Source organism: Bacillus sp. CR71 (assembly GCF_003429245.1).
Taxonomy (GTDB): Bacteria; Bacillota; Bacilli; order Bacillales; family Bacillaceae_G; genus Bacillus_A; species Bacillus_A thuringiensis_S.
This window is the reverse complement of sequence record NZ_CP031748.1, coordinates 2,999,267-3,024,622: the sequence shown is the minus strand read 5'-3', so window position 1 is coordinate 3,024,622 and position 25,356 is coordinate 2,999,267. Positions and strand designations below refer to the sequence as shown.

Sequence of the window (25,356 nt, the reverse complement as noted above, 5' to 3'; positions counted from 1 at the left end):
TCGATCATCTAATTCATTTTAGATGATTTTTTTTATGAAAATGATGAAAAATATAGAAGAAAGTGCAATTATTTATAAAAAAATATGCTTTAAATATTGTCATATTTGCTTCTTTAAGATATCCTTTTCATGAAGAGGTGGAAAACATGGAAAAAGTACTAGTTTTCGGGCATAAAAACCCAGATACAGATGCAATTTGTTCTGCAATTGCTTATGCAGAATTGAAAAAAGAATTAGGAATGAATGCTGAGCCTGTACGTTTAGGCGAAATCAGCGGTGAAACTCAATTTGCGTTAGACTATTTTAAAGTAGAAGGACCGCGTTTTGTTGAGACAGTAGCAAGCGAAGTGGACAACGTTATTTTAGTTGACCATAACGAGCGTCAACAAAGTGCTAACGATATCGAATCAGTTCGTGTGTTAGAAGTTATTGACCATCACCGTATTGCTAACTTTGAAACAAGCGATCCTATATACTATCGTTGTGAGCCAGTTGGATGTACAGCTACAATCTTAAACAAAATGTACAAAGAAAATGGCGTTACAATTCGTAAAGAAGTTGCAGGTTTAATGTTATCTGCAATTATTTCAGATTCTTTACTATTCAAATCTCCAACTTGCACAGAACAAGACGTAGCAGCTGCTCGTGAATTAGCGGAAATCGCTGGTGTAGATGCTGATAGCTACGGCTTAGAAATGTTAAAAGCTGGTGCTGACTTAAGCGGAAAAACAATGGAGCAATTAATCTCTCTTGACGCTAAAGAATTCCAAATGGGTAATGCGAAAGTTGAAATCGCACAAGTAAACGCTGTTGATACAAACGACGTTCTTGTACACCAAGCGGAACTTGAAAAAGTAATTTCTGCAGTAGTAGAAGAAAAAGGTTTAGACCTATTCTTATTCGTTGTAACTGATATCTTAACTAACGATTCTGTCGGTCTTGCGATCGGTAAAGCAGCAAACGTTGTTGAGAAAGCATACAACGTATCACTAGAAAACAACACAGCTACATTAAAAGGTGTTGTATCTCGTAAAAAACAAATCGTACCAGTATTAACAGAAGCATTCCAAGCTTAATTTTATTGAGTACACATAAACAGCAAGGACAAGTAGTCAGATTGGCTACTTGTCCTTTTTTATCTCTAAAAAACAGAAAATTAAATGCAGGATTTAATAATTATAGTGAGTATGCCTTTAAACAAAAAAATAGAGATTACAGTATTGAAGATTGTTTTAAGTTTCATGAGTCGATAGAAAAGTGTGTTGTACCAATTTGGAAACAGTTAGGAAGTTTTCTTAAAAAGAATCTTGATGTAAAAACGTATCGTCCCTGGGATCTTGCTCCTTTTAATTTGCAAAAATATCCATTTGAAAATTATATTAATTTATTGGATGGAATTGAAGAAATGTTGCGGAAGACAGATTCATGTTTTCATGAGGAATTTACTCATATAAGGAAAGCGGGATTAATTGACGTACAAGAACGGAAAAATAAAGCACCAGGAGCTGCTTGCTTTACCTTATCTCATAGTAAAGACGTTTTTGTTTATTCTAATTTTAGTTCTTCATTTTATGCGATTCATGCATTAATACATGAATTGGGGCATGCATTTCACTTTTATAAACAATTTAACAATGAAAGTAGTATGCAGGAAAGATACCTTCGTGAAGAGGTGGCGGAACTTTATTCCCTTAGTCTTGAATTACTATTAATGGATAAGCTTAATATTTTTTATACGCAAGAGGATGATTATAAAGAAGTACAGCAAGCTCAATTATATCGTACTTTATCGTTATTAATATCGTCAGTTTCAGGAGATGTATTCCAGCACTGGCTTTATACAAATCCAAACCATTCACCAGAAGAGCGAGATGAGAAATATATTGAACTATGTAAAAGGTATCAATATTCATCAGTTGATATTGCAGGAGTAGAGAATGAAATTGGTTCGAGTCATTTCACTTTGTTCAGTTTCCTTTTTATAAAATTGAATATGCAATTGCGCAAATAGGAGCGATGCAATTGTTTCAAATTTATCGAGAGAATCAGGAACAAGCGATTGCTTTCTTTAAAGAGGGAGCGAGTTCAGATTGGAATTTACCTATACAGGAAATATATATAAATACAGGTGTTGCGTTTGACTTTTCGGAAGAAAGGATACAAAGTACTGCAAGGGCTATTTTAGATTTGATTAACGAATTAAAATAAGGATAGCGTTAGCTATCCTTATAATCGTTTATTCGTAAGATTTTTTCTTGTTTATATAAAATGTGATTATCGCAGTAATGAAGAAAATAGGTATCGCATACACTTGCCCAACAAATAACTTCCAGCCGACATAATTATAGCCTTCAGATGCTGGGATGATAACGGAAATAACGCAAACGATAAAATAGACTAATAGTGCAGGGATAATATTTTTCATTTTTATGAACCTCCTTTTTAATTATATCTATACATCCTTATGTTAAAATTTATATTTAATATTTTGAAGAAAAAAAGCAAAAATTTTTATGGTATTATAATATTTGCAATGAGAGTGATCCATAGTACGTATATGGTAAAATGTGTAATTTTAGCTTTCGGAATTATTATATAGTATTTCGAGAGAAAAATGTACAAAATAACGAATTTTATTTACAGAAGTAAAGGGAGTAGAAATATATATGAAAAGGCTATGTATAATTCCTTGTGGAAAAAAGAAAATTTGGGATAAGCACTCAAACTACGGACCGATGGAAGCAAAAGATGTATATATTAGTCCGTTCGGAAAAGCATGTCAGGCATACGCAACTATGTTTTTCGAAAACTGGGTTATATTATCAGCGAAACATGGATTTTTAAGACCAAATGATATTGTATTAGAAAACTATGATCTTGCATTTGATTCAAAAAGCGATGAGGTAATAAGTATAGAGCAATTACAAAAACAGTTGGTAGATAAAAGTTTATTACAGTTTGACGAAATCGTCTTACTAGCAGGAAAAAAGCATAAAAAAGTAGTGACAAAGTTATATCCAGAAGAAATGATTACATATCCGCTAGAGGGGTGTAAAGGGATTGGGTATATGTTGCAGAGGTTGAAAGAAGCTGTGAAGGAAGGGGAGGAAATATAGGTGAAGTTTCAGTGATTTTAAACTCTATTTATTTAGGGAGCTTAGGCATCGCCGAAAGGGTGATGCTTTTTTGTTCGTGCCGTCAATTTTAGAAAATGTAGGGTGTATGGGTACAGTTAAGATTGTAAGTGGGAATAGCAATAAGACAAGTTTTGAATAGAATATTAAGAAAGGAGATGTTGATGAATAATGGCTAGATATAGTTTGCACGGAGGACATAATAGTATTGTTCAAGGTGCTAATTTCGGGAATCGGAAAGAACACGTTCTGGATAGGCAAGTTAAAGATGCCGTGGCGGCTAAGTTAAGAGCCTTAGGACACACGGTTTATGACGATACGGACGAGGTAGGAACAACTCAATCACAAAATTTAAATAATATCATTCGTAAAAGCAATTCCCATGCTGTGGATTTAGTTATTTCTTTTCATCTTAATGCAAGCGATGGAAATGGACAGGGTGTTGAGGTTCTGTATTATGATCAGAAAGACTTGGCGGCTAAAATCTCAGCTCAACTAGCAAAAGATATTGGATGGCGTGATCGAGGTGCAAAACAGCGTACAGATTTAGCGGTATTAAATGGGACGAAAGCACCTGCTATTCTTATAGAATTAGGATTTATTGATAATGAATCTGACATGGCAAAATGGAATGTTGATAAAATCGCTAATTCTATTGTGTTTGCTCTTACAGGACAAACTGGAGGAGGTACAGTGGATTTGCTCAAAGTAAAAACTGGCGGTGTAGCATTTAGTAATTTACAAGCTTTGGCTCAAGCGATGGTTGATGCGGGTATTGATGGACAAATTGTCGTTCAGAAAGATGGCATTGGTTATGCTATAACGAATGGCTATCCAGCTGGAAATATCGATAAATTTACAGCTTGGTTAGATGCGCGTAAGTGGTACTATGAGTATGTGAGATAAAGTAAAACTTTAATCAGTGGGTTAAAAATACAAGTTGGCTTTTATTATTTTAATGGCTCACGATAATATACTATGTAACCACAAATATGGACAATGTATATAATTAAAACCACCTATCAAAAAGGTGGTTTTAATTATATACTTTAGTTTTTTTGAATAATCATCTTTTAAATCTATAATAATATTCTATTTTTCGATACATAAGTTAAATTTTAAATCATTATCAATGAATACAAAATCTCTACTGCTAATTAAAAAACTGACTTGATTGTTTAAGGGATAAGAGCAAAAAATACAATCTCTGAATATGATAATAAAAAAGGAGATGATGAATAATGGGTTACATTGTAGATATTTCAAAATGGAATGGCAATATTAACTGGGATATCGCAGCCCCACAATTAGATTTCGTAATTGCACGTGTGCAAGATGGTTCAACTTATGTTGATCCTTTATATAATAATTATGTACAAGCAATGAAAGTAAGAAATATTCCGTTTGGTAATTATGCGTTCTGTCGTTTCGTTTCAGTAGAGGATGCACGGATAGAAGCAAGAGACTTTTGGAACCGTGGTGAAAAAAATGCCACAGTTTGGGTAGCTGACGTAGAAGTAAAAACAATGAATGATATGAGAGCGGGTGCACAAGCATTTATTGATGAATTACGTAGATTAGGAGCTAAGAAGGTCGGTTTATATATTGCTCATCATATGTATGCTCCATTTGGAATGGCAAATGTCAATTCTGATTTTGTATGGATTCCTCGTTATGGTGGTAACAAACCGGCGTATCCATGTGATATTTGGCAATACACAGAAACAGGGAATGTAGCTGGTATCGGAAAATGTGATTTAAATGAGCTAATTGGAAATAAACCGTTAGCTTGGTTTATAAATCAAACTGTTGAGCCAATAAAGAAACAAGAAGGGGTTGGAATTATAGTGAATAAATATAACAAAGTAGTTACTTATGAATTTGGTGTAAATTTAATTCCTGACATGATTCAAATGATGGATAAGCTTGGATATACTTCTAAAATAATATCTCCCGGAAATAACCAAGGACTTGTGTATTTCGAGACAGATTATCGTCAAGGGAACGAACTGGACAAAGTAACGGCTTGGTTAGATACGAAAGGAATTAAATTTTTTTATACAAAAGAGTAGTTTGCTAAATAAAAAGCCGTCATGTGACGGCTTTTTATTTTTATGTAATCTTCTAAATCTAGTTATAATATGGAGAAAATAGACTAATAAACAAGCCTTTGTATACTTTCAAACATAGAATATGATGAATTCTATTAAGGAGGAAGCATATCCATGGGGAATACTTGTCATTGTGGGCATTCCCGAAATTGTAATAAATTTTGGGATAATTTAATGTTTGGGAGATGTAGATGTAAACGCAGTGATTTTCACGAATGTTGTTGCAAAGAGAAACCGAAATGTGAGTGTGAAAAATGTCATTGTAAAACGAAACCGAAATGCCATTGTAGAGATGAAGATGAAGGGTATTAATAATAAAAAAGAGTACGATACGTACTCTTTTTTAGGGTGGTTATATTCCATCTTGAACAGATTTCTTTACAATTACCCATGTGTCTTTCTTTTTAACCGTTATAGCTACATTAGTTCCATTAGATTCCTTATAAAAGATATATCCATTGTTTGAGTTTACATATGTTACTGGCTCACCTATGCAATCTCGCGAGCAGGATTTGTTGACCAGTTCAATTAGGGATAGTTCGCTTGGATCGGTTTTACTTGCTTCTATAACAGCATCAAGGTTTGTTTTTCGATAACCTTGCAAGTTTATATGAAAAAGCTGCTCTATTTCTCCTGTAATGCTAGTATTCATTACTTCTACTGAATTCTTTTTTTCTTGAAGAAATCCGTTTTCATAAAGTAATTTTGTATATCCAATCCATGCTATTAATACTAGCATGAAAAACATACCCGTCATTTTAAGCATTCGAAGTCGTTTACTTATAATTGTTTCTGAGTATTTCATTCAGTCTAATCCTCCAATGTTTTTAATTTAAAATATGCTTGGATACATACTTTTAGAAGAGGATGAGAATGAATGAGTTTTCAATAAAAAAGAAAACATCCAGAGCTAGATGCTTTCCTTTTTTGTATGTTTCGCTATCTGTTAGTTACTTGTTTCATCAGCGGTCTTATTTCTTTAACTGGTGGTTTCTTATCATAGGCATCAACGTAAGAAAAGTAGTAGTTTAAGTTTCTTAGAAGACCTTTTCCTATTTTTGCACTTAAGAAAGGAAATACTTGTCCAGTATAATCATCGAGAGATTTACAGTAATATTTTTCATCTAAATATATACTGTATTTACATGTTAGTTCTACTAAAGGATTCCCTTCATCATCAAATACTTCTTTAGAATCAATAATATCTATTAGTGCAAATTTTTCATTTAGGTAAACTTTCTTTTTTTTCTCGTGTTTATTTGTAAGTATAAAAACGAGCCCAATCGCGTTAATCAAACTATTTCCTCCTATAAAAAACGGATATTAATAAAATATATCGATATAAGCTAAATGTAAAGAGGAGAGGTGAAATATCATGGAGAGAAAGTTAAATAAGCCGATTTATGTTTGGGAATCGACTTATTTTATCAAGTATTACTTAGTAGTAATACCTACTCTGATTAACATTTCACTTTATTGAAATACTTGTGGGAATTGTTTTACGATTGCGTTTGTTATCATGTCGGCCATTTCTAATGCTTCTTTTTCAATTTTATCGTAAAGTTGTACTCCTGCTTCATAATCTTTATTTAGGAAGGTAAGTGCTTCTGCTTTCGTTAGTGCTAAATGTTCATAAAACATTTTTCGGAATTCTTCTTTTCCTATATATGGGTTGATGTTATTAAGAAACTCAACGATTTCATCACCATTAGCGTACCATTTTTTCTCTATAGCGGCAGCTGCATTTTGATCACCAGTTTTTGCGGCTTTAACAAGATCTGCTGCAATGACTAAGTGATCCTTAATTAATGCACTATATTTTTTTACTGCATCTTCACCGTAAAATGGTTCAAGTGATAGTCCCATATGTGTTGCGTTTTGTAGAAGGCGTCCAACAGTAACGTTAACATCGGGTAAATTAAATACAATACTTATAATAGCCAATCTCGTCCAAGCGACGTGTTGTTCCCATAAAGAACGCATATACCCTTTTAAAAAATTCTCGTTTTTACTAATTCGGTAGTTACGTACGGATAAATCATAGTTTACATAAGGGTTATGGTAGGGGGAGTAATACGATTGCCAATAAGAATACATAAATAGTAACACTCCTTTGAACATGTATAACTCAAAGTATGATATAGATTTATGTTTAGTTACGTGTCCTAGATTATTTTTAGGGAATTTGAATTGGAGAAATTAGGTGAATGATCTTGTGGTATATATGAATAAATTGAATATAAAGTAAAAGAGGGTCTGCAAGGGAAGTTACAGACCCTCAAAAGGGTATTGCCGAGATGTCGGACTCGACTACGTAATGTTATCATAAAATTCTTTTGAAAAAACCTGGTAAATGTGTCCAAATGAAATTGGGACCTTAATAAAGTCAAAGAGACCTGCTTCCCGCGGCAGGCCCCATTAACTAGATAATGTCGATGAGCAAAAACTCATCTGGAGTACTTTCATAGTAACAAGTAAAATGTGTTTTGTGTATTGAGAAAGAAGAATTGCATAATTATATGTGAACAATTAAAATCCCAACAATTTATGATTATCATTAATTGTTGGGATTTAAATATGGTTATAAAATGGAAAAAAGACTTGGAAGTGAGATTGAGGTGTAGAAGTAAGTAATCATGAAAAAGACCTGCTAATATAAGCAGGTCAACTTAAGGGGTTTATCCAACAGATTATTATATATGGTAACAACTGAATTGTAGTAAGTCTATACATTTAATATTGAGAAAAATTCTGCGAATGATATATTTTTTGCGCATATATTAACATCTAAAAAGTTGAGAAAGAAAATTAAAAAGCTTTTTATAAGAGAATAATGGTTGGTACTTATAGTATGATTCATATTTCCACGCATCATTATTAGAGAATTGGAGTTGTGTTGTTTTCTTTTTTGCCGTGATGGAACTCATATTATGATGTTTCATATAGAAACCTCCTGAATTTATATGTATACGATTAGTAGTATTCAAGAAAGGGAAATAAAATGAATATTTAAATTGAAACTCTTTCTTCATGTTTACTGGATTTACGTTATAAATGTTGTAAAACATATAAAACATGGATGCTAATTCATATTAAATAGGTGGAGAAACATAGAATAATGAAAAAATAATAAGCATCTATTCATCTCTTTCAAGTCGCATAAGTGATTGATATAATAGAAGTAGATGAAAGATAAAGAAAAGCAGGTGACTCTTTTTTGTTTACTAAAGCACAAGAACTTTTAGCGTCCTATTTTGGTTATTCTTCGTTTCGAAGAGGACAAGATGAAACAATTAAAAATGTACTAGATGGGAAAGATACAGTATGTATTATGCCAACGGGTGGCGGTAAGTCGATTTGTTATCAAATTCCGGCATTAGTATTTGAAGGAACGACGTTGGTTATATCGCCTTTAATATCACTTATGAAGGATCAAGTAGATACATTGGTACAGAATGGCATTTCAGCTACATATATTAATAGTTCTATTTCTATTGCCGAAGCAAATCAGCGAATTCAATTAGCGAAACAAGGACATTACAAATTACTTTATGTCGCGCCTGAGCGTCTTGATTCGATGGAGTTTGTTGACCAACTTATCGATATGAAAATCCCTATGATTGCGATTGATGAAGCACACTGTATTTCACAGTGGGGACATGATTTCCGTCCAAGTTATTTACATATACATCGCATATTAGATTATCTTCCAGAAAAACCGCTCGTATTAGCATTAACAGCAACAGCAACACCGCAAGTACGTGAGGACATTTGTAACACACTTGAAATTAATCAAGAAAATACAATTATGACAACGTTTGAGCGTGAGAACTTATCGTTTTCTGTCATTAAAGGGCAAGATCGAAATGCATATTTGGCGGATTATATTCGTCAAAATCAAAAGGAATCTGGGATTATATATGCAGCTACTAGAAAAGTAGTCGATCAGTTATATGAAGATTTAATGAAGGCTGGAGTTTCTGTATCAAAATATCATGCTGGTATGAGTGATAGTGATCGAAATGAGCAACAAGAACTCTTTTTACGAGATGAAGTAAGTGTAATGGTAGCAACATCTGCATTCGGGATGGGTATTGATAAATCGAATATTCGTTACGTAATTCATTATCAGCTTCCAAAAAATATGGAAAGTTACTATCAAGAAGCAGGACGTGCTGGTCGTGACGGATTAGATAGCACATGTATATTGTTATATTCTTCTCAAGATGTACAAGTACAGCGTTTTTTAATTGATCAATCAACTGGAGAATCACGTTTTTCAAATGAACTTGAAAAATTGCAAAATATGACCGATTACTGTCATACAGAACAATGTTTACAATCATTCATTTTGCAATACTTTGGAGAAGAACCGAAAGAAGATTGTGGACGCTGTGGTAATTGTACAGACGATCGCGAGAGCATTGATGTGACAAGGGAATCACAAATGGTTTTATCATGCATGATTAGAACGAACCAACGCTTTGGGAAGCAAATGATAGCGCAAGTATTAACGGGGTCGAAAAATAAGAAAGTTATTGAATTTAATTTTCATACTTTACCAACGTATGGGCTTTTATCGAACCGTAGTGTAAAAGAGGTCAGTGAGTTTATTGAGTTTTTAATTTCAGATGAGTTAATTGCAGTTGAACATGGCACTTATCCGACGTTAAAAGTAACAGAAAAAGGGAAAGAAGTATTACTTGGTAAAGAGAATGTTTTACGAAAAGAACGAGTAGAGACAAGACAAATTGTACAAGACCATCCTTTATTTGAAGTGCTTCGTGAAGTACGTAAAGAAATTGCACAAGGAGAAGGTGTACCTCCGTTCGTTATTTTCTCTGACCAAACATTAAAAGATATGTGCGTGAAAATGCCGCAAAGTGATTCCGAATTGTTGACGGTAAAAGGTATCGGAGAACACAAACTTGTGAAATATGGCTCGCACTTCTTACAAGCAGTTCAGCATTTTATTGAGGAAAATCCAAATTACGCTGAAACGATTAAGACAGAAGTAGTTGCAGAGCGTAAAAAGTCAGGAAAAGCGTCCGCAAATTCTCATTTAGAAACGTATGAAATGTATAAACAAGGTATTGATTTGAATGAGATTGCAAAAGAACGTAACTTATCAAGACAAACAATCGAAAACCATTTAATTCGCTGCTACGAGGATGGAATGGAAGTAGAGTGGCAAAGTTTTGTTCCAGCAGAGTATGAATCTCTTATTGAAACTGCCGTTCAAAATGCTGAGGGTGGTCTGAAATCTATTAAAGAACAGCTTCCGAATGAAGTGAGTTACTTTATGATTCGTGCTTATTTACAAATAAGAAAGTAGAGACATATAAAGGGGATAAGATTTTATGTATCATGTTTTCGTTTATGGCACGTTAAGAAGAGGACAAACGAATGCTCATTATATGTTAGGTGCAACGTGCATTGCAGACAGAGCTTGGACATATGGAAAATTATTTGATACGAATGAAGGATATCCGGCTATGACTTATTCGATTGAAGAAAAGGTGTATGGAGAAGTTTATGTAGTAAATGATGAGATATTGTGTAAGTTAGATGAACTAGAAGAATATACAGGTAATGCGGAGACCGATTTATATGATCGAATCACGCAAACAGTATATGTTGCTGATAGGGAAATAGAAGCATATGTGTATATCGCTCAAGATAAAAAGATGATATTGAAAGTTATTGATTCTGGTGACTGGGTGGAGTATCAAAAAGAAAAATAAAAGTAGCTAAAGAGTAGATAGTGGAATAATCCATTATCTATTTTTTATACTTTCACTTTCAAAATTCTTATTATTTTGATGAATTGTAAATATAGGGAAATCAAAAGGAGGATTTTTCATGGGCATTAGAAATTTAGTTTCTCACCTGTAACAGAAAAATAATTTGCAGGAGGAGAATAATAATGAACGAATTAAATGTAAAAGAATTTTATAAAAAACAATTTGAACTAATAAGCTATGATATAAATAATGAAAATTGGTTACAGGAAGTTGCTAAAGAAGTGCAAGAACAAGTTGGATATCCAATTCAGACGATGTTAGAACTAGGAGCTGGAAATGGCGGATTTGCAAGGGCGATGTCTAATTTGAATGTAAAAATGACTACTGTTGAGCTTGTACCGGAGTTAGCTATGTTTGCAAAAGAACATGCTACTAATGATATTGAGGTTCATTGCGCCGATTTTTATAAAATTAACTTTAAAGAAAAGTTTGATGTTGTTATTTATTTAGACGGATTTGGTGTAGGAACAGATGAGGAACAATTGATTCTATTAAAACGAATTAAAAATTGGATGATGGATGATGGATGTGCACTTATTGATATTTATCAACCGTTATATTGGGAAAAGGCCAATGGACAAGAAATGCCGATAGGTTCTGCAATGCGAAAGTATGAATATGATAGTGAAAATGCAAGAATGCTAGACCATTGGTGGGAAATAGATTCTTCAAATGATATCGTGACACAATCTTTACGCTGCTATGCTGTAGGTGAGATTAGTAATTTATGTGCCGAGGCTCATTTAAGTATAGTTGGGATTTTCCCAGGAGGAGCGCATGATTTTGAAGCTGGGAAATATAAAGAGCGATCCTCTTTAAATGAATGTTTATCATATCGAATAAAAGTAAAAAAGAGTAGGGATTAAATCCTTACTCTTTTTACTTTTATTGTGTGAATAATTGTCGTTTTTGTATACATCAATTTAATATATGTGTAGTTGTGTGATTTAAATGTTGCATATTCTTTTTAAATTAGAAAGATGAAAAGTAAGTTTTTTCGGAAAATTTAAATAGAAACTATTGACTTTATGATTGGATTTTTAATACAATGATACTTCGACTGAAAAATTAGAACGGACAGGAGGGAATCGTCGAAATGAGCAACATATTTGAAGATGAGTTACAAAAAATGAAGGATACTTTGCATACGATGGATGAGCAATTGGATAAGCTTGAAAAAATCCCAGTTTATTATGGAGAAGATTTTAAGGAGCAAATTCTTGAAAGTATGAGAGAGTCTAATAGACAAAATTTACGTATTGGTGTGCAAGAGCCGTACTTTGGAAGGTTAGATTTTCAGGAAGATGGTAAAGAAGCAGCTATGCCGATTTATATTGGAAAAGTAGGGGTTTCGGATATGGACACGATGAAACCAATCATTATTGATTGGAGAGCACCTGTCGCAAGTATGTTTTATTCATTTACCGGTGGAGAAGAATTAGCATTTTATCAATCACCAGATGGGTTAGTAGAAGGTGATGTGTATTTAAAACGAAACATTTCTATTCGAAAAAGAGAACTTGAACGTGTCGTTGATACATATGTAAAAGGAAATGAAGATGTATCACATGCCGATGATTTTCTTCTATATCGATTAGGTGAGAATAAAGATAATAAACTAAAGGATATTGTTTCAACGATTCAATCGGAACAAAATGATATTATTCGTGCGGAAAGAAACTTGCCATTATTAATTCAAGGGGTTGCAGGGAGCGGAAAGACAACAATTGCTTTACATCGCCTTGCTTTTTTGATTTATGAATATCGTGAGCAGCTAGAAGCTGAGAGAATGATCGTATTTGCGCCGAATAGTCTGTTTTTAGACTATATTTCGAGTGTACTTCCTGAATTAGGTGTAGGGAATATTAGTCAAACAACGTTTCCGGATTGGGCATTACGCACGTTAGATGATTCAGTGAAACTAAAGCAGACAGAAGAAAAATTGAAAGAAGCATTTTCAATTAATCGTGATGAAGAAAAGGTTATGCTCGGTAAATTGAAAGGTACACTGGAATTTAAGTTCTTTATTGAAGAGAGAATGATTCAATTTGAAAATGAATTAATACCAACAAGTGATTTTGAGGCATGGGACAAAGCTATTATTCCAGTAGAAGACATAAAAAAATGGATGCAAGTTGAATATAAACATTATCCATTAAAGAAAAGAAGAGAAAGATTAGTCGGCCGAATGAAGCGCTGGATTGAAATTGAACTGAAAAAGTATGGAGAAACAAACGAGAAGAAATTATTAAAAAAAGAAGCGACAAAGAGATTGAACACTTATATGAAGTTTTGGCCGAAAATGAGCCCACTTTCACTATATAGTTCAATATTGAAAAGTAAAGAAATACTCGAAGTATTGCCTGAAGAACTTGTGAAAGAAACTGAAAAGAGTTGTCGTAAAAAAGAAGTGTATGTAGAAGATTTACCAGCTTTAATTTACATACATCACCGCATAACAGGTATTGAAATCGGACAGAAATTCCATCACGTCGTTATTGATGAAGCGCAAGATTTTCCACCATTCCAAGTTTATGTATTAAAAGAAATTACACTAGGTAATTCTTTTACTATATTAGGTGATTTATCTCAAGCAATTTATGATTATCAAGGAATTGAAGATTGGAGTGCTTTTAAAGAAGTATTCCAAGAAACAGGTTATTATGAACTGACGAGAAGTTATCGTTCTACAAAAGAAATTATAGAATTTGCGAACGAAATAATTAAAAATGCAGAGATTCCAGTTGGGCTCGCAACACCAGTTTTTCGCAGTGGTGAAGATGTTAAGGTAATCCATGCAGAAGATCAATTTAATGAGATTATGAAGACGTTAAAACATCTACAAAACGAAGATGTGAAAACCATTGCGGTAATAGGAAGAACAGACGATGAATGCCGCGATATATATGAGAAATTAACAAAAGCAGGATTGGCTGTAAACGTTATTGAAGCAGATCAAAGTAAATATGAAGGTGGTATTTCAGTAGTACCTGTCTATTTAGCGAAAGGTTTAGAATTTGATGCGGTGCTTTTAATTGATGTGGATGAAGAACATTACAAAAACACAAAACATGATGCAAAGTTACTATATGTCGGATGTACAAGATCACTTCATGATTTATGGATTTTCCATAGTGGGGAAGCGTCACCTTTAATTAAAGGATTAAAATAAAGTGAAACTATAATCAGTGGGGAGTTTTACTGCAAGCTAATGTGGGATAAATATAAAAAGAGGATTTTCTAGTACTGTATGAAAATCCTCTTTTTTATATTGAAATGGTAGATGTGTAAAATGACAATAAAGTTATTTAATTTTAAAACCTAAAACAAGTATAACCCCGCTCTAAATTTAGGACGGGGTTAAAACATAGTTATTTAATTTTCGATATAAGATACTTCACTGTACTTAAAAATATAACAATAAAGTCGTTTGAAAATCTAAGTTTTATTCAACAATATCGCCCATTGTTGAATAATGTTCAATTTTAAACGAATAAAGCCATTAATATTAAATTTTGATAGCTATCATTCAATTTTACACCCTTTGCTTTTCTACCCTCTTCAAAGAAGCCTAGATTCTTATATAACTGGATTGCACCTAGATTATCTTCCATTACCTCAAGACAAACTTTTTCAATCTTACTGTTATTTTTAGCCCAATTGATTAACGTTTCTAGAAGAGCTCTTCCAATACCATAATTTCGATATTCAGGTAGTATGGTCATCGCGAAAGCCCCTTGATGACTAATTTTTTCTTTGTTTCCGTTCTTAAAATCTATTGCACCGACTAACTTACCATCAACTTCAGCAATAAACTGTACATAATTTGGATTTTCATGATAAGCTTTTAACGTTTTTTGAATAGCATCGATACGCACCTTTTTTACATCCTCAACCGTACTTAGCGTGTATGGAGCGTTTATTAAAGCTTTTGAAGCAGAATCTAGTATTCTTTCTGCATCCTGTTCTTTAGCTTCTCTAATTATTACTGTTTTTCCATCCTTAGATTTATAAGTAAAAACATTAGTTGATAAGATACTACACACACCCTTTCGGAATATAATTAATTAAAATTTTTAACTGTTTCGCGATTCTTAAGTAAGAAAAAGTCGTATCACCTTTTTCTGCATTCGCTCTGCTTCAACTTAATAACGATTATTTCAAATGTTTCTAATTTTTACAATAATTTATTCCGTTATATAACCCGATTTTTGAATAACATGACTGGCGTTTTTTAAACAAATTCATTATCTCTGTACAAGATGAATTAACGACTTGAGCTGTTGTATAAATAATATACAATGACCTTTTCTAATTCCTTAGTTTGTCCTTTTTCCCGTATACGAACGGCATCTACTGGAATTTGTGTATGTTTTAACCAATCTAGAATAAGGTGTAGTTGTACTTGTATTTGACCAATGTGTAGCTTCTTTATGTTCTTATTCTGAATTCTATTAATTAATTGCAGCATATAGGGAAGTTTTTCTATACATTCGCTTAAATCTCCGCAATAACCTGAAGGGAATTCATTTGTACCAAATTCTAAAGTATTGATGTAATTAGAAACTAGGTATATCATGGCTTTTTGTTCGGTATAACCACCTAATTCAATCGCTTTTCGAAGGGATTTTTCTAAATCGTCTTCTTTATTGCTAGAGTCCATATAAATTCCTATCCATCTAAAAGGTCTTGAATCAATCGGATTGTTTTCTGTCCATCTATATAGAATATCAATTAGAAAACTATTTAGTGAGAAAGTTAAGACCTCATCTTTTTCGTTTAATGCATCTAAAATAGTAAACAGCGAAATGGCAAACTCTTCTTGATCTTTTGATTCCCATTTCTTTGCATTTGAAATAAATGTCTCTAAATGTTTATAAGCTAATTTTCGAAGTCCCGCTTCGCGATGCTGACAGTAACAAATAAAATCATGCCAATGTTCATTTGTATTCATATTTATAATAATGGTTTGTAATGCAGTGTGAGGTTTATGTATTATAAGTCCCCCAATCTATTAAGAACGTGTTGAAAATTTAGTGTTATTATATCATTACATAAATTAAAAAGGGAGAGTTACTATGATTACAAAAGTAATTACGAAAAGTAATTGGGAAATCGCAAAAATAATTGGAGAAATTAATGAAGATTCACTTATAGAAGAGGGATTTATTCATTGTTCATTAGTAGATCAAGCTTTAAAAGTTGCAGAAAAATATTTCAAGCATGAAGAAGATGTTTTATTACTTACAATTGATCCAGCCCTATTAAAAGCAGAAGTAAAATATGAACTTGCTTCTAACGGTCAAGAATATCCGCATGTTTACGGAGTAATTAATGTTGAGGCGATTGTAGAGGTTGTTCCATTGCATAAAGAAAACGGAGAGTTTATCCCGCATTAACAGACAGCTCGATTGGTGAGGGCTGATAATCAGTGGGGAATGAACCAAACCCCCACTGATTAAAAAAGATAAGTATGTTATATATGTTAGTGAGAAAAGCGCAAATCATATAGTTAGTGTGTTTTATTATCCGTTTTTTGGTAAAAAATATTGTTTTTATCACACTAATACTGTACGATACATAGTATAAAACATATACTGTATGACATATAGTAATGGGAAAGAGGTGAGTGAATGGATGCTTTATTAAATTCGTTAATTACTGAACTAAGAAGAGGAACATTAACATTAGCGGTTTTAAGCCAGTTAAGAACACCGCAGTATGGGTATTCACTTGTCCAATTATTGGAGAAATCAGGGATCACAATCGATCAAAGTACTTTATATCCACTACTTCGCCGATTAGAAAAGCAAGAGCTAGTGACGAGTAGTTGGGATAAAACGGAGAGTAGACCGCGTAAGTATTACGTTTTAAGTGAATACGGATTAGAGATATTTTTGCAGTTAAAAAAGGAATGGATAAAGGATTCGAAGGAACTTTATAACTTATTAAAGGAGGACAAGAATGAATTTAATTGATATTTATGTCGAGGAAGTAGCGAAGAGATTACCTGAAAAAAATCGTGAAGATATTATTCTTGAACTACGGTCAACAATCGAGGATATGTTACCGGATGATTATAATGAAGATGATGAAAAAAGAGTTCTTGAAAAATTGGGAAGTCCAGTTGCATTAGCTAATGGGTACTTGGATAGACCAATGCATTTAATTGGACCACGTTATTTTGATGTATATATGACATTATTAAAAATGATCTTACCAATCGCAGTTGTAATTGCGCTTATTTCAATGGTTGCAGAAAATTTTATTAGTTATAGTGGTGATCAGGCTGTATTAAATGTTATTTTAAAATTGATAGGTGAAGGCATTGGAAGAACGTTTGAAGTAGGTTTCCAAGTATTTTTCTGGCTGACAGTTGTGTTTGCTGTTATAGAAAGAACGGATAAAGAAAAGGACCCACAACCATTAACAACAAGTTTAAAAAAATGGACGCCGGATGATTTGAAAAATATTGCGTATATCCCGAAGAAAAAGGCGATCTCAAAGTTTGAAGTGTTTGGAGGTCTAATGTGGACGGCAATATGGGCTACACTTTACTTCTATGCGAATCATCTCGTTGGCGTATACAATGGTACGGAAAATGGACTGAAGTTTGTCTCGCCAACTTTTAATCAAGATGTTTTACTGCAGTACTGGCCAATTGTTGTAATTATGATCGTTTTTGAAATAGGTATATCCCTTTATAAATTAGTGCAAGGAAAATGGACGCAAAGATTGGCGATTGGAAATGCTATTCTTCAAGTAGCTGGGACGATAGTATTCATTGTAATTGTAGTAAATCCACATTTATTTAACACAGGATTTATTACGTATTTGGCAAATGCATTTACTATTTCCACAGAGGAGTTTAAAACGTGGCTCATTGGGGGAGGAATTTTCTTCTATACGTTATCTGCTGCAATAAATATATTTGATGGTTTCCGAAAAGCTAGTATTCGTACGTAGATAAAAATCGGAAATTTCGGTAAAATAAAACTATTAAAAAGATAGTGAAATAAGATGAACATGATGAAAGGAAGAAAACAATGATAAGGGAAGCAACGAAAAGAGATTTAGCATACATTTTAGATATTTATAACGATGCGATACTTTATACAACAGCTGTATATGCGTATAAACCTGTAACCCTTGAAAATAGAATAGATTGGTATGAACAAAAAAAGGCCGAAGGGTATCCAATTTTCATATACGAATTAGATAATAAAGTAGTAGGATTTGCGACATTCGGCCCATTTAGAGCGTGGCCTGCTTATAAATATTCAGTTGAACATTCTGTGTATGTAGATAAGACATATAGAAAAAATGGCATTGGGTCTTTATTCATGAAAGAATTAATTAAAATTGCGAAGGAACGAGAGTATATGACCTTAATTGCTGGAATTGATGCAGAGAATGAGAAAAGTATTGCCTTGCATCAAAACTATGGATTTGTTCATGCAGGGACAATAAAAAAAGCTGGTTATAAGTTTAATAAATGGCTAGATTTAGCTTTTTATCAGCTGGAGCTTAACGGTCCTGAAAATCCTATAGAAGAATAAATATTTTTCGGTAGCAAGAAAAAATTCATGCTACCTTTTTCTTATTTTAATAGCTGATGAAAAGGTTTTTTATATTCAATATTGAATTATTAGAAGTTAATATAACGATATGAAAAGAGGGATGGAAATGGAAACTGTCATAAATAAAATAAAAGAGGTACAATCTAATTATGTGGGAATGGAAATTTATTCTACAAAAAACAATCGTATAGTTGCTTCATATAATAGTGAATTAAATATTCCGTTAGCATCAGCAGCAAAATTAGTTATTGGATTTGTAGTAGCACAAATGGTGAAGGAAAATAAACATAATTGGAATGATATACTTCATCACATTAAATTTAATCCGCATGAAGATAGTACGCAGTTATATCCGCATTTACAAGGAAGAACTTCTTTAACACTTAGTCAAGCGGTCGAGGTAATGATAGCTTGTCATGATAGCTACGTTGCACAGTCAGTTGTAATGCACTGTGGTGGATGGGATGCTGTGAAAATGTATGTACAAACGTACTTTTCAAAAATTCATATACAAGAGAATGCTAGAGATGAGAAAAATATTGGAGACTTAAATGAAGTTCTTGCCCTTTTGATACAAACCTTTCAAGGTTATAAATCAGAACCAGAATTATGGGAACCAATTATTAGTGGCATGGTAAGACAACAAGGAGAGTATGAAGAAATCCCATATTATCATTTAGCTCATATGACAGGTGGATTGCTCACAGCTACAATAAATATTGGTATAATAGGAATGTTTAACGAATTTCCGCTTCTTTATGTGATTGGGGGAAAAGATTTACCGAATCGACGTGAAAATAAAGAGGTAGATGAAGCTTTTGCAGTAGTTTTAAAGTACATATACAAAGAATATAGTGAAAACATGCTAGGAGTGAGCGGTTGAAAAGAAACTTAAAGACTTCAACAATCATTATTTTAATTTTAACGATTATTGCTCTTGAAGTTGGAATCGCACTATATAATCACAATTTGTCATTAGATACAATTTACTTTGCAGCAATCCTTATTTGTATTGTATTGCTTTTTGGTACACGTGTTTCTGAAGAGAAAGAAAGTAAATCGAAACGAGGGCGAAGAAAAACAGCTCTTATATTTTGGCCATCTATTTTATTGTCTATCACTTGTTTCGCAGTTATAAGTTACATAAGGATAGGCTATGTCTCTGTACCAGGGATAATTGGCTTTTCATGCTTTGTTACATATGGTGGATTCGTATGTATTAGTATTTTAAAGAGAAAAAATAAAATGTAGCTTACTGAGCTGAAAGGAAGCAATATATATGAAACATATAAAGAACGGTACACGCACTGAAGGAGAATATATTAAAAATAAAGTTATTCAATATAATATGTCCATCTTAACAGATGAGGCAAGACAGACGATGGAAGAAGTAAGCCTCGTAGTAAAAAATGAAGAAGGAAAAATTTTTGGTGGCGTAACAGGTACGATGTATTTTTATCACCTTCATATCGACTTTTTATGGGTTGATGAATCAGTTCGTCATGACGGTTATGGTAGCCAACTTTTACATGAAATTGAAGGTATTGCGAAGGAAAAAGGGTGTAGATTAATATTGCTAGATTCATTTAGTTTCCAAGCACCAGAATTTTATAAAAAGCACGGTTACAGGGAGTATGGTGTCGTTGAAGATCACCCGAAAGGTCATAGTCAGCACTTTTTTGAAAAGAGATTATAATAATATTATGTATACTGTTTGATGGGAGAAAGAATATGTACACGTATAAATTGCAACAAGAACAACCAATCTGTGCAGAAAAAATAAAAAAACTTTATGATTCTGTCAGTTGGTGGCCAGAAAGAAAAGAAGTCGATATTGAAAAAATGTTAAAGAATAGCATAGCCATTGGAGTATGGGAAGAAAATGAATTAGTTGGATTTGCTAGAGTCGTTTCTGATGGTATTTTTCGAGCATACATTGAAGATGTTGTCGTACATGAGAGTGTAAGAAATAATGGTATTGGAGAGAAGATGCTAACAATATTACTTCGAGAAATATCTCATATTGATATTGTTAGTCTATTTTGCGGAGAGAAGCTAATAAAGTTTTATGGTGAGCAACAATTTCAAACAACGAAGCAAATTGTGATGCATCGTAATCAAACAGGGAAAGAATAAGAGGTGCCAATTAAAATGAATGCAACAAGAGCGTACTGTTTATCGAAAAGAAAAGCGAAAGAAGATTCTCCAGATGGCTGGAGTGCAACATGTATGAGGCTTAATAATAAAATATTTGCGATAGTAAATCATGAAGAAGGTGAAAAAGCTGCGATTACATTGAAGTGTGACCCAGAAGTCGCATTAAGAATAAGAGAAGATTATCCAGAAACAATTATTCCAGGCTATCATATGAATAAAAAACATTGGAATACTATTTATATTCATAAGGGTATAGAACAGGAGCAAATAAATAAAATGATTGATTGGTCGTATGATTTAGTATTACAATCATTTTCAAAGAAAAAGCAGCAGGAGTTAATGAATTAATATGTATTAGGAGTGTGTGTAATGAAAGATTCGATTAAAGATACGTATGATAAATTAGCGAGTACATATAAAGAAAATCTAGATTTCGCAAATCCATATAACAGTTATTATGAAAGACCGGCGATGATGGAGCTTATTTCAAAGGAACTAGAAGGAAAAAAGATACTAGATGCTGGATGTGCAGCTGGATGGTATACTTCTCAATTCATAGGAAGAGGAGCAAATGTTACAGCAATTGACGTAAGTCCTGAAATGGTAAAAGCAGCAAAAGAAAATATAGGAGAAGAAGCGACGTTCCTTTGTCATGATCTGCAAGAAACATTGCCATTTGAAGATAATATGTATGATGTGATTGTAAGTTCATTAACTCTTCATTATATAGAAAATTGGAATCAAGTATTTCAAGAATTTCGTCGTGTATTGAAGCCAGGTGGAGAACTTATTTATTCTATTCATCATCCTTTTATGGATTTCACAAAGTTTCCATGTGAAAATTATTTTGAAAAACAGTTATTAATAGATACTTGGGTTAAACCGAATATTACTATTGAAGTCAAGTTTTTTAGAAGATCATTACAAGACATACTAAATGAAACTACAAATTATTTTGTATTAGAAGAGATAGTGGAACCGAAGGCAATTGAAAAAATGAAAGAAGTAAGCGAAAAATCATATCATTATTTAAATATGAATCCACATTTTCTTATCATAAAAGCAATCAATAAATAGCTAGTAAAATAACTTTGTTTTACTAGCTATTTACAGTTTTACATTACATATTAGGAGACTTTAAAATGAATACGAAACGAAATAGAGTAGTATATGCACTATTTACTATAGTTGTTATTATTTTAGGTCTTAGCTCAAGAAAGTTTGCTTTTGCACTACCACATCTATTAAATGATTATTTAGGTGATGCATTATGGGCATTAATGATTTTCACTGGCTTTGGATTTTTGTTTCCTAAAACAGAGACGAAGAAGTTGGCTTTTATTAGTTTAATGTTTTGCTACGGGATTGAAGCGAGCCAATTGTATCATGCGGAATGGATAGATAGCATGCGTGCAACGACTTTGGGGGGACTCGTGTTGGGATACGGTTTTTTGTGGAGTGATGTAGTGGCTTATACAATTGGTGTTGGAGTGGGAATACTTTGTGAGTTTATGTTACGGAGGAAATAATCGATTTTAAAAAGGAGCCCTTTATGAAAAAAATAATATTAATTGGTTCTGGTGGTTCAGGAAAATCTACATTAGCAAGGCAGTTAGGGAATAAATTAAATATTAAGGTGCATCATCTTGATGCATTATTTTGGAAACCGAATTGGGAAGGTGTTCCGAGAGAAGAACAAATAACAGTTCAAAATAACTTAATTAAAGATGAGAAATGGATTATTGATGGGAATTATGGCGGGACGATGGGTATAAGACTGAATGCAGCTGATACAATTATCTTCCTTGATATTCATAGAACAATTTGTGTTTATAGGGCTTTTAAAAGAATTGTAAAATACCGAAATAAAACAAGACCAGATATGGGCGCGGGATGTGAAGAAAGATTTGATTTGCAATTTTTTAAATGGATATGGGAATATCCTAATGCTAAACGACCTACAATTTTAAAAGGGTTAGAGCAATTGCCGGAAGAGAAAAAGGTTATTGTTTTAAAATCTCCAAATGAGGTTCGGAAATTTTTAGAGCACATATAATTATAGAATGTAACACAAAAATTCTTTGTGAATCTTACCGATTAGTTTAATAAAACTAATCGTTTTTTATTATGAAAAATTTAACGCTTTTTGAAAATTGTATTTTGTAATGAGTATATGACTTTAAGTTCATATAAAATGAACGTTTGGAGGAATAGAAAATGACTAACGATTTAATTCAACTAATCGATTCATTAATGGTCAATATTCCAGCTGGAGAGGTAGTATTAAGAGATGATCGAATAAAAAAAGAATGGCTAGTACAAATTCAACCATTTCTTCTTGCAAAGTATGCTGTAACAATGGAACTATATGATGCTATTACAAATAGTACATTAAATAATTTTGATAAAAATCATAAACCAGTTGTCAATATTTCATGGAACGATGCTATTGCGTTTTGTAATGTACTTTCAAAAAAAGCGGGATTAAAAGAATATTATTCTATTAGTGATGGTGGTCAAATTGTGAAATGTAATTTAGATTCAAATGGCTACCGATTACCATCTGAGGCGGAGTGGCAATATGCATGTAAAGCAAGTACAACCGGATATACATACGGGAAACTTCTTGATATAGCGTGGTATAATGAAAATTCAAATGGACAAATTCATGACGTTGGCCAAAAGGAACCGAATGCATGGGGACTTTATGATATGCTAGGGAACGTTTGGGAATGGTGCTATGATTTGTATGATGAAAAAGTATACGGATCATACCGCATTTTTCGTGGAGGTAGTTGGGCGGAGGCAGCGAGAGGTTGCGGCGCTACTTGTCGTCGCCGAAGCCATCCCACATTTCATATAGAAGATCTCGGTTTTAGACTTGCTAGGTCAATTTAGCAGGAATATGATACGAACAACAAAGAAAAGAGTATGGAGAGAATCCATACTCTTGCTAACATAGAAATGATTTAACGTAAGGAGTGTTTATAATGGCGCGTGTTTTATGTATTAACGCTGGATCAGAAGGACATATAAATCCAACTTTACCGGTTGTAGAAGAATTGATTTCTCGCGGTGAAGAGGTCGTTTATTTCTCAATAGAAGCTTTCAGGGAGCGGATTGAAAAGACAGGTGCTACTGTACGAACGATTGATGATCAAAAATTTATAAAAGCGTTTCTATCTGGAGGCAGAAATTATTTACAGGAAAGAATAAACGGTCTTCTACATACAGCGGATATTGTTATACCTAGTGTTCTAGAACAAATTGAAGGTGAACATTTTGATTACATAATTCATGATTCTATGTTTGGCTGTGGGCACTTAATTGCTCAAATTCTTAAACTGCCATCCATAAATTCATGTACATCTTTTGCGCAGGATGAAAAATCTTTTGAACAAATGTTAGGTCATCTGTCAAAAAATATTCCAGTAGAAATTCATGATAAAATACAGAATGATTTTCAAAACTTAACGAAGGGAATTGCTGAAAAATATGGTGTTGAAATAAAATCACAGTATGAAGTTTTCTGTAATCCTGCACCCCTTACTATTGTGTATACAATTAAGAAGTTCCAGCCTTTTGGTGATACGTTTGATGAAACATATAAATTTGTAGGACCATCTATCTCTGCACACGTGAAAAACAGAGACGTTGATTTTACTTCAATTGAAGAAAAAAGTCCGATTTATATTTCATTAGGTACTGTTTTTAATGAAGCGATTGACTTTTATAAACTGTGTATGAAGGCCTTTGAGAATAATGAGCATACAATTGTTATGTCTATTGGTAATAAAACGAAAATAAGTAATCTAGGCGAAATTCCTAAAAACTTCATTGTGAAACACTATGTGCCTCAAACCGAACTGCTTACTTATACGAAACTATTTATTACACACGGCGGGATGAACAGTACGCATGAAGGACTATATAACGGGGTTCTGCTCGTTGTAATACCGCAAAGTGCAGATCAGCCAGCAATCGCAAAGCAAGTGGAGAGTCTTGGAGCAGGAGTTCAATTACATATGAATGAATTAACCGTGGAGAAATTGCGTGAAAGTGTGGAGTTAATTTTAAATAACCCTTCATATAAAGAGGCTGCTTTGAATTTGAAGGAATCATTCCGAACATCGGGTGGATATAAGGAAGCTGTTGATGAAATTTTCACATTTGTAGGTCAGTAATAAATATAAAGTTATACAACAGAAAAGTGTCTATATTAAATGATATAGACACTTTTCTGTTGTAAGAAGAGAAGAATTGTTTAAATGGAAAAAATGAAAATACTAAATGTGAATTTTGAGAACTAAGTCTACAATTTCTGCTGCACACTTTTATTTTATCCCGTATTAACCGACCGTAAAACCCCAACTAATTAAAGTTTTACTTTATGATTTCAGGATGTGGTTTTATATGTTAGTAATAATTTCACTGTTTCTGCACAACTTCTGCACATGCTTAGGCGAGTTCTATGTCATGATATATTCATAAAGTGAAATATTTCACAAGGAAAAAATATATTTTCACTGCGGTGTATGCATAATTAATACATACATCGGTACAAGTTTGT

At 33.0% G+C, this 25,356-nt stretch carries 28 protein-coding genes and 1 pseudogene; 23 read left to right on the top strand and 6 right to left on the bottom strand.

Annotation, left to right across the window (positions count from 1 at the left end):
* The first annotated feature begins 146 nt into the window (after positions 1-146).
* Positions 147-1,076, top strand: a complete 930-nt coding sequence (gene ppaC, locus DOS87_RS15130; protein WP_000416871.1) for a manganese-dependent inorganic pyrophosphatase — start codon at positions 147-149, stop codon at positions 1,074-1,076.
* Between the two features lie 71 nt (positions 1,077-1,147).
* Positions 1,148-2,208, top strand: a pseudogene (locus DOS87_RS15125) (M3 family oligoendopeptidase); the annotation flags it as partial.
* Positions 2,209-2,236: 28 nt separating this feature from the next.
* Here DOS87_RS15125 and DOS87_RS15120 read toward each other — a convergent pair.
* The gene (locus DOS87_RS15120) at positions 2,237-2,425 is read right to left on the bottom strand and encodes a DUF4017 family protein (RefSeq protein ID WP_000789485.1); all 189 of its coding nucleotides are present in this window, start codon (positions 2,423-2,425) and stop codon (positions 2,237-2,239) included.
* A gap of 241 nt (positions 2,426-2,666) precedes the next feature.
* Here DOS87_RS15120 and DOS87_RS15115 point away from each other — a divergent pair, with 241 nt between their 5' ends.
* From DOS87_RS15115 to DOS87_RS15105, 3 genes are all read left to right on the top strand, one after another.
* Entirely contained in the window at positions 2,667-3,116 is a 450-nt protein-coding gene (locus tag DOS87_RS15115) for a DUF6884 domain-containing protein (protein WP_000824878.1), read from the top strand.
* Positions 3,117-3,305: 189 nt separating this feature from the next.
* Positions 3,306-4,040 carry an N-acetylmuramoyl-L-alanine amidase gene (locus DOS87_RS15110; protein ID WP_000135285.1) on the top strand — a complete coding sequence of 245 codons (735 nt, stop codon included), beginning with the start codon at positions 3,306-3,308 and terminating at the stop codon, positions 4,038-4,040.
* A gap of 335 nt (positions 4,041-4,375) precedes the next feature.
* The gene (locus DOS87_RS15105) at positions 4,376-5,206 is read left to right on the top strand and encodes a GH25 family lysozyme (RefSeq protein WP_000540626.1); all 831 of its coding nucleotides are present in this window, start codon (positions 4,376-4,378) and stop codon (positions 5,204-5,206) included.
* Positions 5,207-5,597: 391 nt separating this feature from the next.
* Here the strand turns inward: DOS87_RS15105 and DOS87_RS15100 are convergent, their stop codons facing one another.
* The 3 genes from DOS87_RS15100 to DOS87_RS15090 form a co-directional block, all read right to left on the bottom strand.
* Positions 5,598-6,050 (bottom strand): hypothetical protein, encoded by a 453-nt coding sequence (locus tag DOS87_RS15100; RefSeq protein ID WP_000877576.1) that lies wholly within the window; start codon positions 6,048-6,050, stop codon positions 5,598-5,600.
* 134 nt (positions 6,051-6,184) lie between these two features.
* A complete protein-coding gene (locus DOS87_RS15095) occupies positions 6,185-6,541 on the bottom strand; it encodes a hypothetical protein (protein WP_000606231.1) in 357 nt (118 codons plus the stop codon).
* Positions 6,542-6,718: 177 nt separating this feature from the next.
* A complete protein-coding gene (locus DOS87_RS15090) occupies positions 6,719-7,342 on the bottom strand; it encodes a hypothetical protein (RefSeq protein ID WP_000287734.1) in 624 nt (207 codons plus the stop codon).
* Between the two features lie 1,120 nt (positions 7,343-8,462).
* On the opposite strand from DOS87_RS15090, the gene recQ reads away from it, so the two are divergent.
* The 4 genes from recQ to DOS87_RS15070 all read left to right on the top strand — a co-directional run bounded on the left by recQ (position 8,463) and on the right by DOS87_RS15070 (position 14,221).
* Complete coding sequence (recQ, locus tag DOS87_RS15085; protein ID WP_000494275.1) at positions 8,463-10,580, top strand: DNA helicase RecQ; 2,118 nt, start codon at positions 8,463-8,465, stop codon at positions 10,578-10,580.
* Between the two features lie 25 nt (positions 10,581-10,605).
* Complete coding sequence (locus tag DOS87_RS15080; RefSeq protein ID WP_000274901.1) at positions 10,606-10,989, top strand: gamma-glutamylcyclotransferase family protein; 384 nt, start codon at positions 10,606-10,608, stop codon at positions 10,987-10,989.
* Positions 10,990-11,171: 182 nt separating this feature from the next.
* On the top strand, positions 11,172-11,915 hold the full coding sequence (locus DOS87_RS15075) for a class I SAM-dependent methyltransferase (protein ID WP_001004294.1): 744 nt from the start codon (positions 11,172-11,174) through the stop codon (positions 11,913-11,915).
* A gap of 230 nt (positions 11,916-12,145) precedes the next feature.
* A complete protein-coding gene (locus DOS87_RS15070) occupies positions 12,146-14,221 on the top strand; it encodes a HelD family protein (RefSeq protein ID WP_000065164.1) in 2,076 nt (691 codons plus the stop codon).
* A 313-nt stretch (positions 14,222-14,534) separates the two neighbouring features.
* Here DOS87_RS15070 and DOS87_RS15065 read toward each other — a convergent pair whose 3' ends face one another.
* Together DOS87_RS15065 and DOS87_RS15060 are read right to left on the bottom strand one after the other, a co-directional pair.
* Positions 14,535-15,095 (bottom strand): GNAT family N-acetyltransferase, encoded by a 561-nt coding sequence (locus tag DOS87_RS15065; protein WP_180227754.1) that lies wholly within the window; start codon positions 15,093-15,095, stop codon positions 14,535-14,537.
* A gap of 221 nt (positions 15,096-15,316) precedes the next feature.
* On the bottom strand, positions 15,317-16,003 hold the full coding sequence (locus DOS87_RS15060; protein ID WP_001095278.1) for a hypothetical protein: 687 nt from the start codon (positions 16,001-16,003) through the stop codon (positions 15,317-15,319).
* 124 nt (positions 16,004-16,127) lie between these two features.
* Here DOS87_RS15060 and DOS87_RS15055 point away from each other — a divergent pair, with 124 nt between their 5' ends.
* The 14 genes from DOS87_RS15055 to DOS87_RS14990 all read left to right on the top strand — a co-directional run bounded on the left by DOS87_RS15055 (position 16,128) and on the right by DOS87_RS14990 (position 24,970).
* A complete protein-coding gene (locus DOS87_RS15055) occupies positions 16,128-16,448 on the top strand; it encodes a DUF952 domain-containing protein (protein WP_000629079.1) in 321 nt (106 codons plus the stop codon).
* A 234-nt stretch (positions 16,449-16,682) separates the two neighbouring features.
* The gene (locus tag DOS87_RS15050) at positions 16,683-17,027 is read left to right on the top strand and encodes a PadR family transcriptional regulator (protein ID WP_000339346.1); all 345 of its coding nucleotides are present in this window, start codon (positions 16,683-16,685) and stop codon (positions 17,025-17,027) included.
* Positions 17,014-18,015, top strand: coding sequence for an HAAS signaling domain-containing protein (locus DOS87_RS15045; RefSeq protein ID WP_001048843.1), 1,002 nt, complete (start codon positions 17,014-17,016; stop codon positions 18,013-18,015). Before DOS87_RS15050 ends, DOS87_RS15045 begins: the two co-directional genes overlap by 14 nt.
* Before the next feature lie 80 nt (positions 18,016-18,095).
* Positions 18,096-18,608 carry a GNAT family N-acetyltransferase gene (locus tag DOS87_RS15040; RefSeq protein WP_000617519.1) on the top strand — a complete coding sequence of 171 codons (513 nt, stop codon included), beginning with the start codon at positions 18,096-18,098 and terminating at the stop codon, positions 18,606-18,608.
* Between the two features lie 127 nt (positions 18,609-18,735).
* Complete coding sequence (locus DOS87_RS15035; protein WP_000450757.1) at positions 18,736-19,512, top strand: serine hydrolase; 777 nt, start codon at positions 18,736-18,738, stop codon at positions 19,510-19,512.
* A complete protein-coding gene (locus DOS87_RS15030) occupies positions 19,509-19,880 on the top strand; it encodes a hypothetical protein (protein WP_000828002.1) in 372 nt (123 codons plus the stop codon). The genes DOS87_RS15035 and DOS87_RS15030 overlap by 4 nt, the downstream gene beginning before the upstream one ends.
* 28 nt (positions 19,881-19,908) lie before the next feature.
* Positions 19,909-20,325, top strand: coding sequence for a GNAT family N-acetyltransferase (locus DOS87_RS15025; RefSeq protein ID WP_000680538.1), 417 nt, complete (start codon positions 19,909-19,911; stop codon positions 20,323-20,325).
* Between the two features lie 35 nt (positions 20,326-20,360).
* Entirely contained in the window at positions 20,361-20,765 is a 405-nt protein-coding gene (locus DOS87_RS15020; RefSeq protein ID WP_000288977.1) for a GNAT family N-acetyltransferase, read from the top strand.
* Positions 20,766-20,780: 15 nt separating this feature from the next.
* Positions 20,781-21,134, top strand: a complete 354-nt coding sequence (locus tag DOS87_RS15015; protein WP_000994614.1) for an MmcQ/YjbR family DNA-binding protein — start codon at positions 20,781-20,783, stop codon at positions 21,132-21,134.
* Between the two features lie 21 nt (positions 21,135-21,155).
* Entirely contained in the window at positions 21,156-21,863 is a 708-nt protein-coding gene (locus tag DOS87_RS15010; protein WP_000655265.1) for a class I SAM-dependent methyltransferase, read from the top strand.
* Positions 21,864-21,928: 65 nt separating this feature from the next.
* Entirely contained in the window at positions 21,929-22,315 is a 387-nt protein-coding gene (locus tag DOS87_RS15005) for a ribosomal maturation YjgA family protein (protein ID WP_098578555.1), read from the top strand.
* Positions 22,316-22,338: 23 nt separating this feature from the next.
* Positions 22,339-22,842, top strand: coding sequence for a DNA topology modulation protein (locus tag DOS87_RS15000; protein WP_000720562.1), 504 nt, complete (start codon positions 22,339-22,341; stop codon positions 22,840-22,842).
* Between the two features lie 161 nt (positions 22,843-23,003).
* On the top strand, positions 23,004-23,684 hold the full coding sequence (locus DOS87_RS14995; RefSeq protein WP_098578554.1) for a formylglycine-generating enzyme family protein: 681 nt from the start codon (positions 23,004-23,006) through the stop codon (positions 23,682-23,684).
* Positions 23,685-23,776: 92 nt separating this feature from the next.
* Entirely contained in the window at positions 23,777-24,970 is a 1,194-nt protein-coding gene (locus DOS87_RS14990; RefSeq protein WP_208730006.1) for a macrolide family glycosyltransferase, read from the top strand.
* Positions 24,971-25,356 lie beyond the last annotated feature (386 nt).

Bases quoted from the DNA above. Each gene is read 5' to 3' on its own strand.
- DOS87_RS15105 (WP_000540626.1), top strand. From the start codon at position 4,376: ATGGGTTACATTGTAGATATTTCAAAATGGAATGGCAATATTAACTGG.
- DOS87_RS15115 (WP_000824878.1), top strand. From the start codon at position 2,667: ATGAAAAGGCTATGTATAATTCCTTGTGGAAAAAAGAAAATTTGGGAT.
- ppaC (WP_000416871.1), top strand. From the start codon at position 147: ATGGAAAAAGTACTAGTTTTCGGGCATAAAAACCCAGATACAGATGCA.
- DOS87_RS15100 (WP_000877576.1), bottom strand. From the start codon at position 6,050: ATGAAATACTCAGAAACAATTATAAGTAAACGACTTCGAATGCTTAAA.
- DOS87_RS15050 (WP_000339346.1), top strand. From the start codon at position 16,683: ATGGATGCTTTATTAAATTCGTTAATTACTGAACTAAGAAGAGGAACA.
- DOS87_RS15005 (WP_098578555.1), top strand. From the start codon at position 21,929: ATGAATACGAAACGAAATAGAGTAGTATATGCACTATTTACTATAGTT.
- DOS87_RS15010 (WP_000655265.1), top strand. From the start codon at position 21,156: ATGAAAGATTCGATTAAAGATACGTATGATAAATTAGCGAGTACATAT.
- DOS87_RS15120 (WP_000789485.1), bottom strand. From the start codon at position 2,425: ATGAAAAATATTATCCCTGCACTATTAGTCTATTTTATCGTTTGCGTT.
- DOS87_RS15015 (WP_000994614.1), top strand. From the start codon at position 20,781: ATGAATGCAACAAGAGCGTACTGTTTATCGAAAAGAAAAGCGAAAGAA.
- DOS87_RS15075 (WP_001004294.1), top strand. From the start codon at position 11,172: ATGAACGAATTAAATGTAAAAGAATTTTATAAAAAACAATTTGAACTA.
- DOS87_RS14995 (WP_098578554.1), top strand. From the start codon at position 23,004: ATGACTAACGATTTAATTCAACTAATCGATTCATTAATGGTCAATATT.
- DOS87_RS15020 (WP_000288977.1), top strand. From the start codon at position 20,361: ATGTACACGTATAAATTGCAACAAGAACAACCAATCTGTGCAGAAAAA.
- DOS87_RS15110 (WP_000135285.1), top strand. From the start codon at position 3,306: ATGGCTAGATATAGTTTGCACGGAGGACATAATAGTATTGTTCAAGGT.
- DOS87_RS14990 (WP_208730006.1), top strand. From the start codon at position 23,777: ATGGCGCGTGTTTTATGTATTAACGCTGGATCAGAAGGACATATAAAT.
- DOS87_RS15025 (WP_000680538.1), top strand. From the start codon at position 19,909: ATGAAACATATAAAGAACGGTACACGCACTGAAGGAGAATATATTAAA.
- DOS87_RS15080 (WP_000274901.1), top strand. From the start codon at position 10,606: ATGTATCATGTTTTCGTTTATGGCACGTTAAGAAGAGGACAAACGAAT.
- DOS87_RS15070 (WP_000065164.1), top strand. From the start codon at position 12,146: ATGAGCAACATATTTGAAGATGAGTTACAAAAAATGAAGGATACTTTG.
- DOS87_RS15035 (WP_000450757.1), top strand. From the start codon at position 18,736: ATGGAAACTGTCATAAATAAAATAAAAGAGGTACAATCTAATTATGTG.
- DOS87_RS15045 (WP_001048843.1), top strand. From the start codon at position 17,014: ATGAATTTAATTGATATTTATGTCGAGGAAGTAGCGAAGAGATTACCT.
- DOS87_RS15090 (WP_000287734.1), bottom strand. From the start codon at position 7,342: ATGTATTCTTATTGGCAATCGTATTACTCCCCCTACCATAACCCTTAT.
- DOS87_RS15055 (WP_000629079.1), top strand. From the start codon at position 16,128: ATGATTACAAAAGTAATTACGAAAAGTAATTGGGAAATCGCAAAAATA.
- DOS87_RS15000 (WP_000720562.1), top strand. From the start codon at position 22,339: ATGAAAAAAATAATATTAATTGGTTCTGGTGGTTCAGGAAAATCTACA.
- DOS87_RS15060 (WP_001095278.1), bottom strand. From the start codon at position 16,003: ATGAATACAAATGAACATTGGCATGATTTTATTTGTTACTGTCAGCAT.
- DOS87_RS15040 (WP_000617519.1), top strand. From the start codon at position 18,096: ATGATAAGGGAAGCAACGAAAAGAGATTTAGCATACATTTTAGATATT.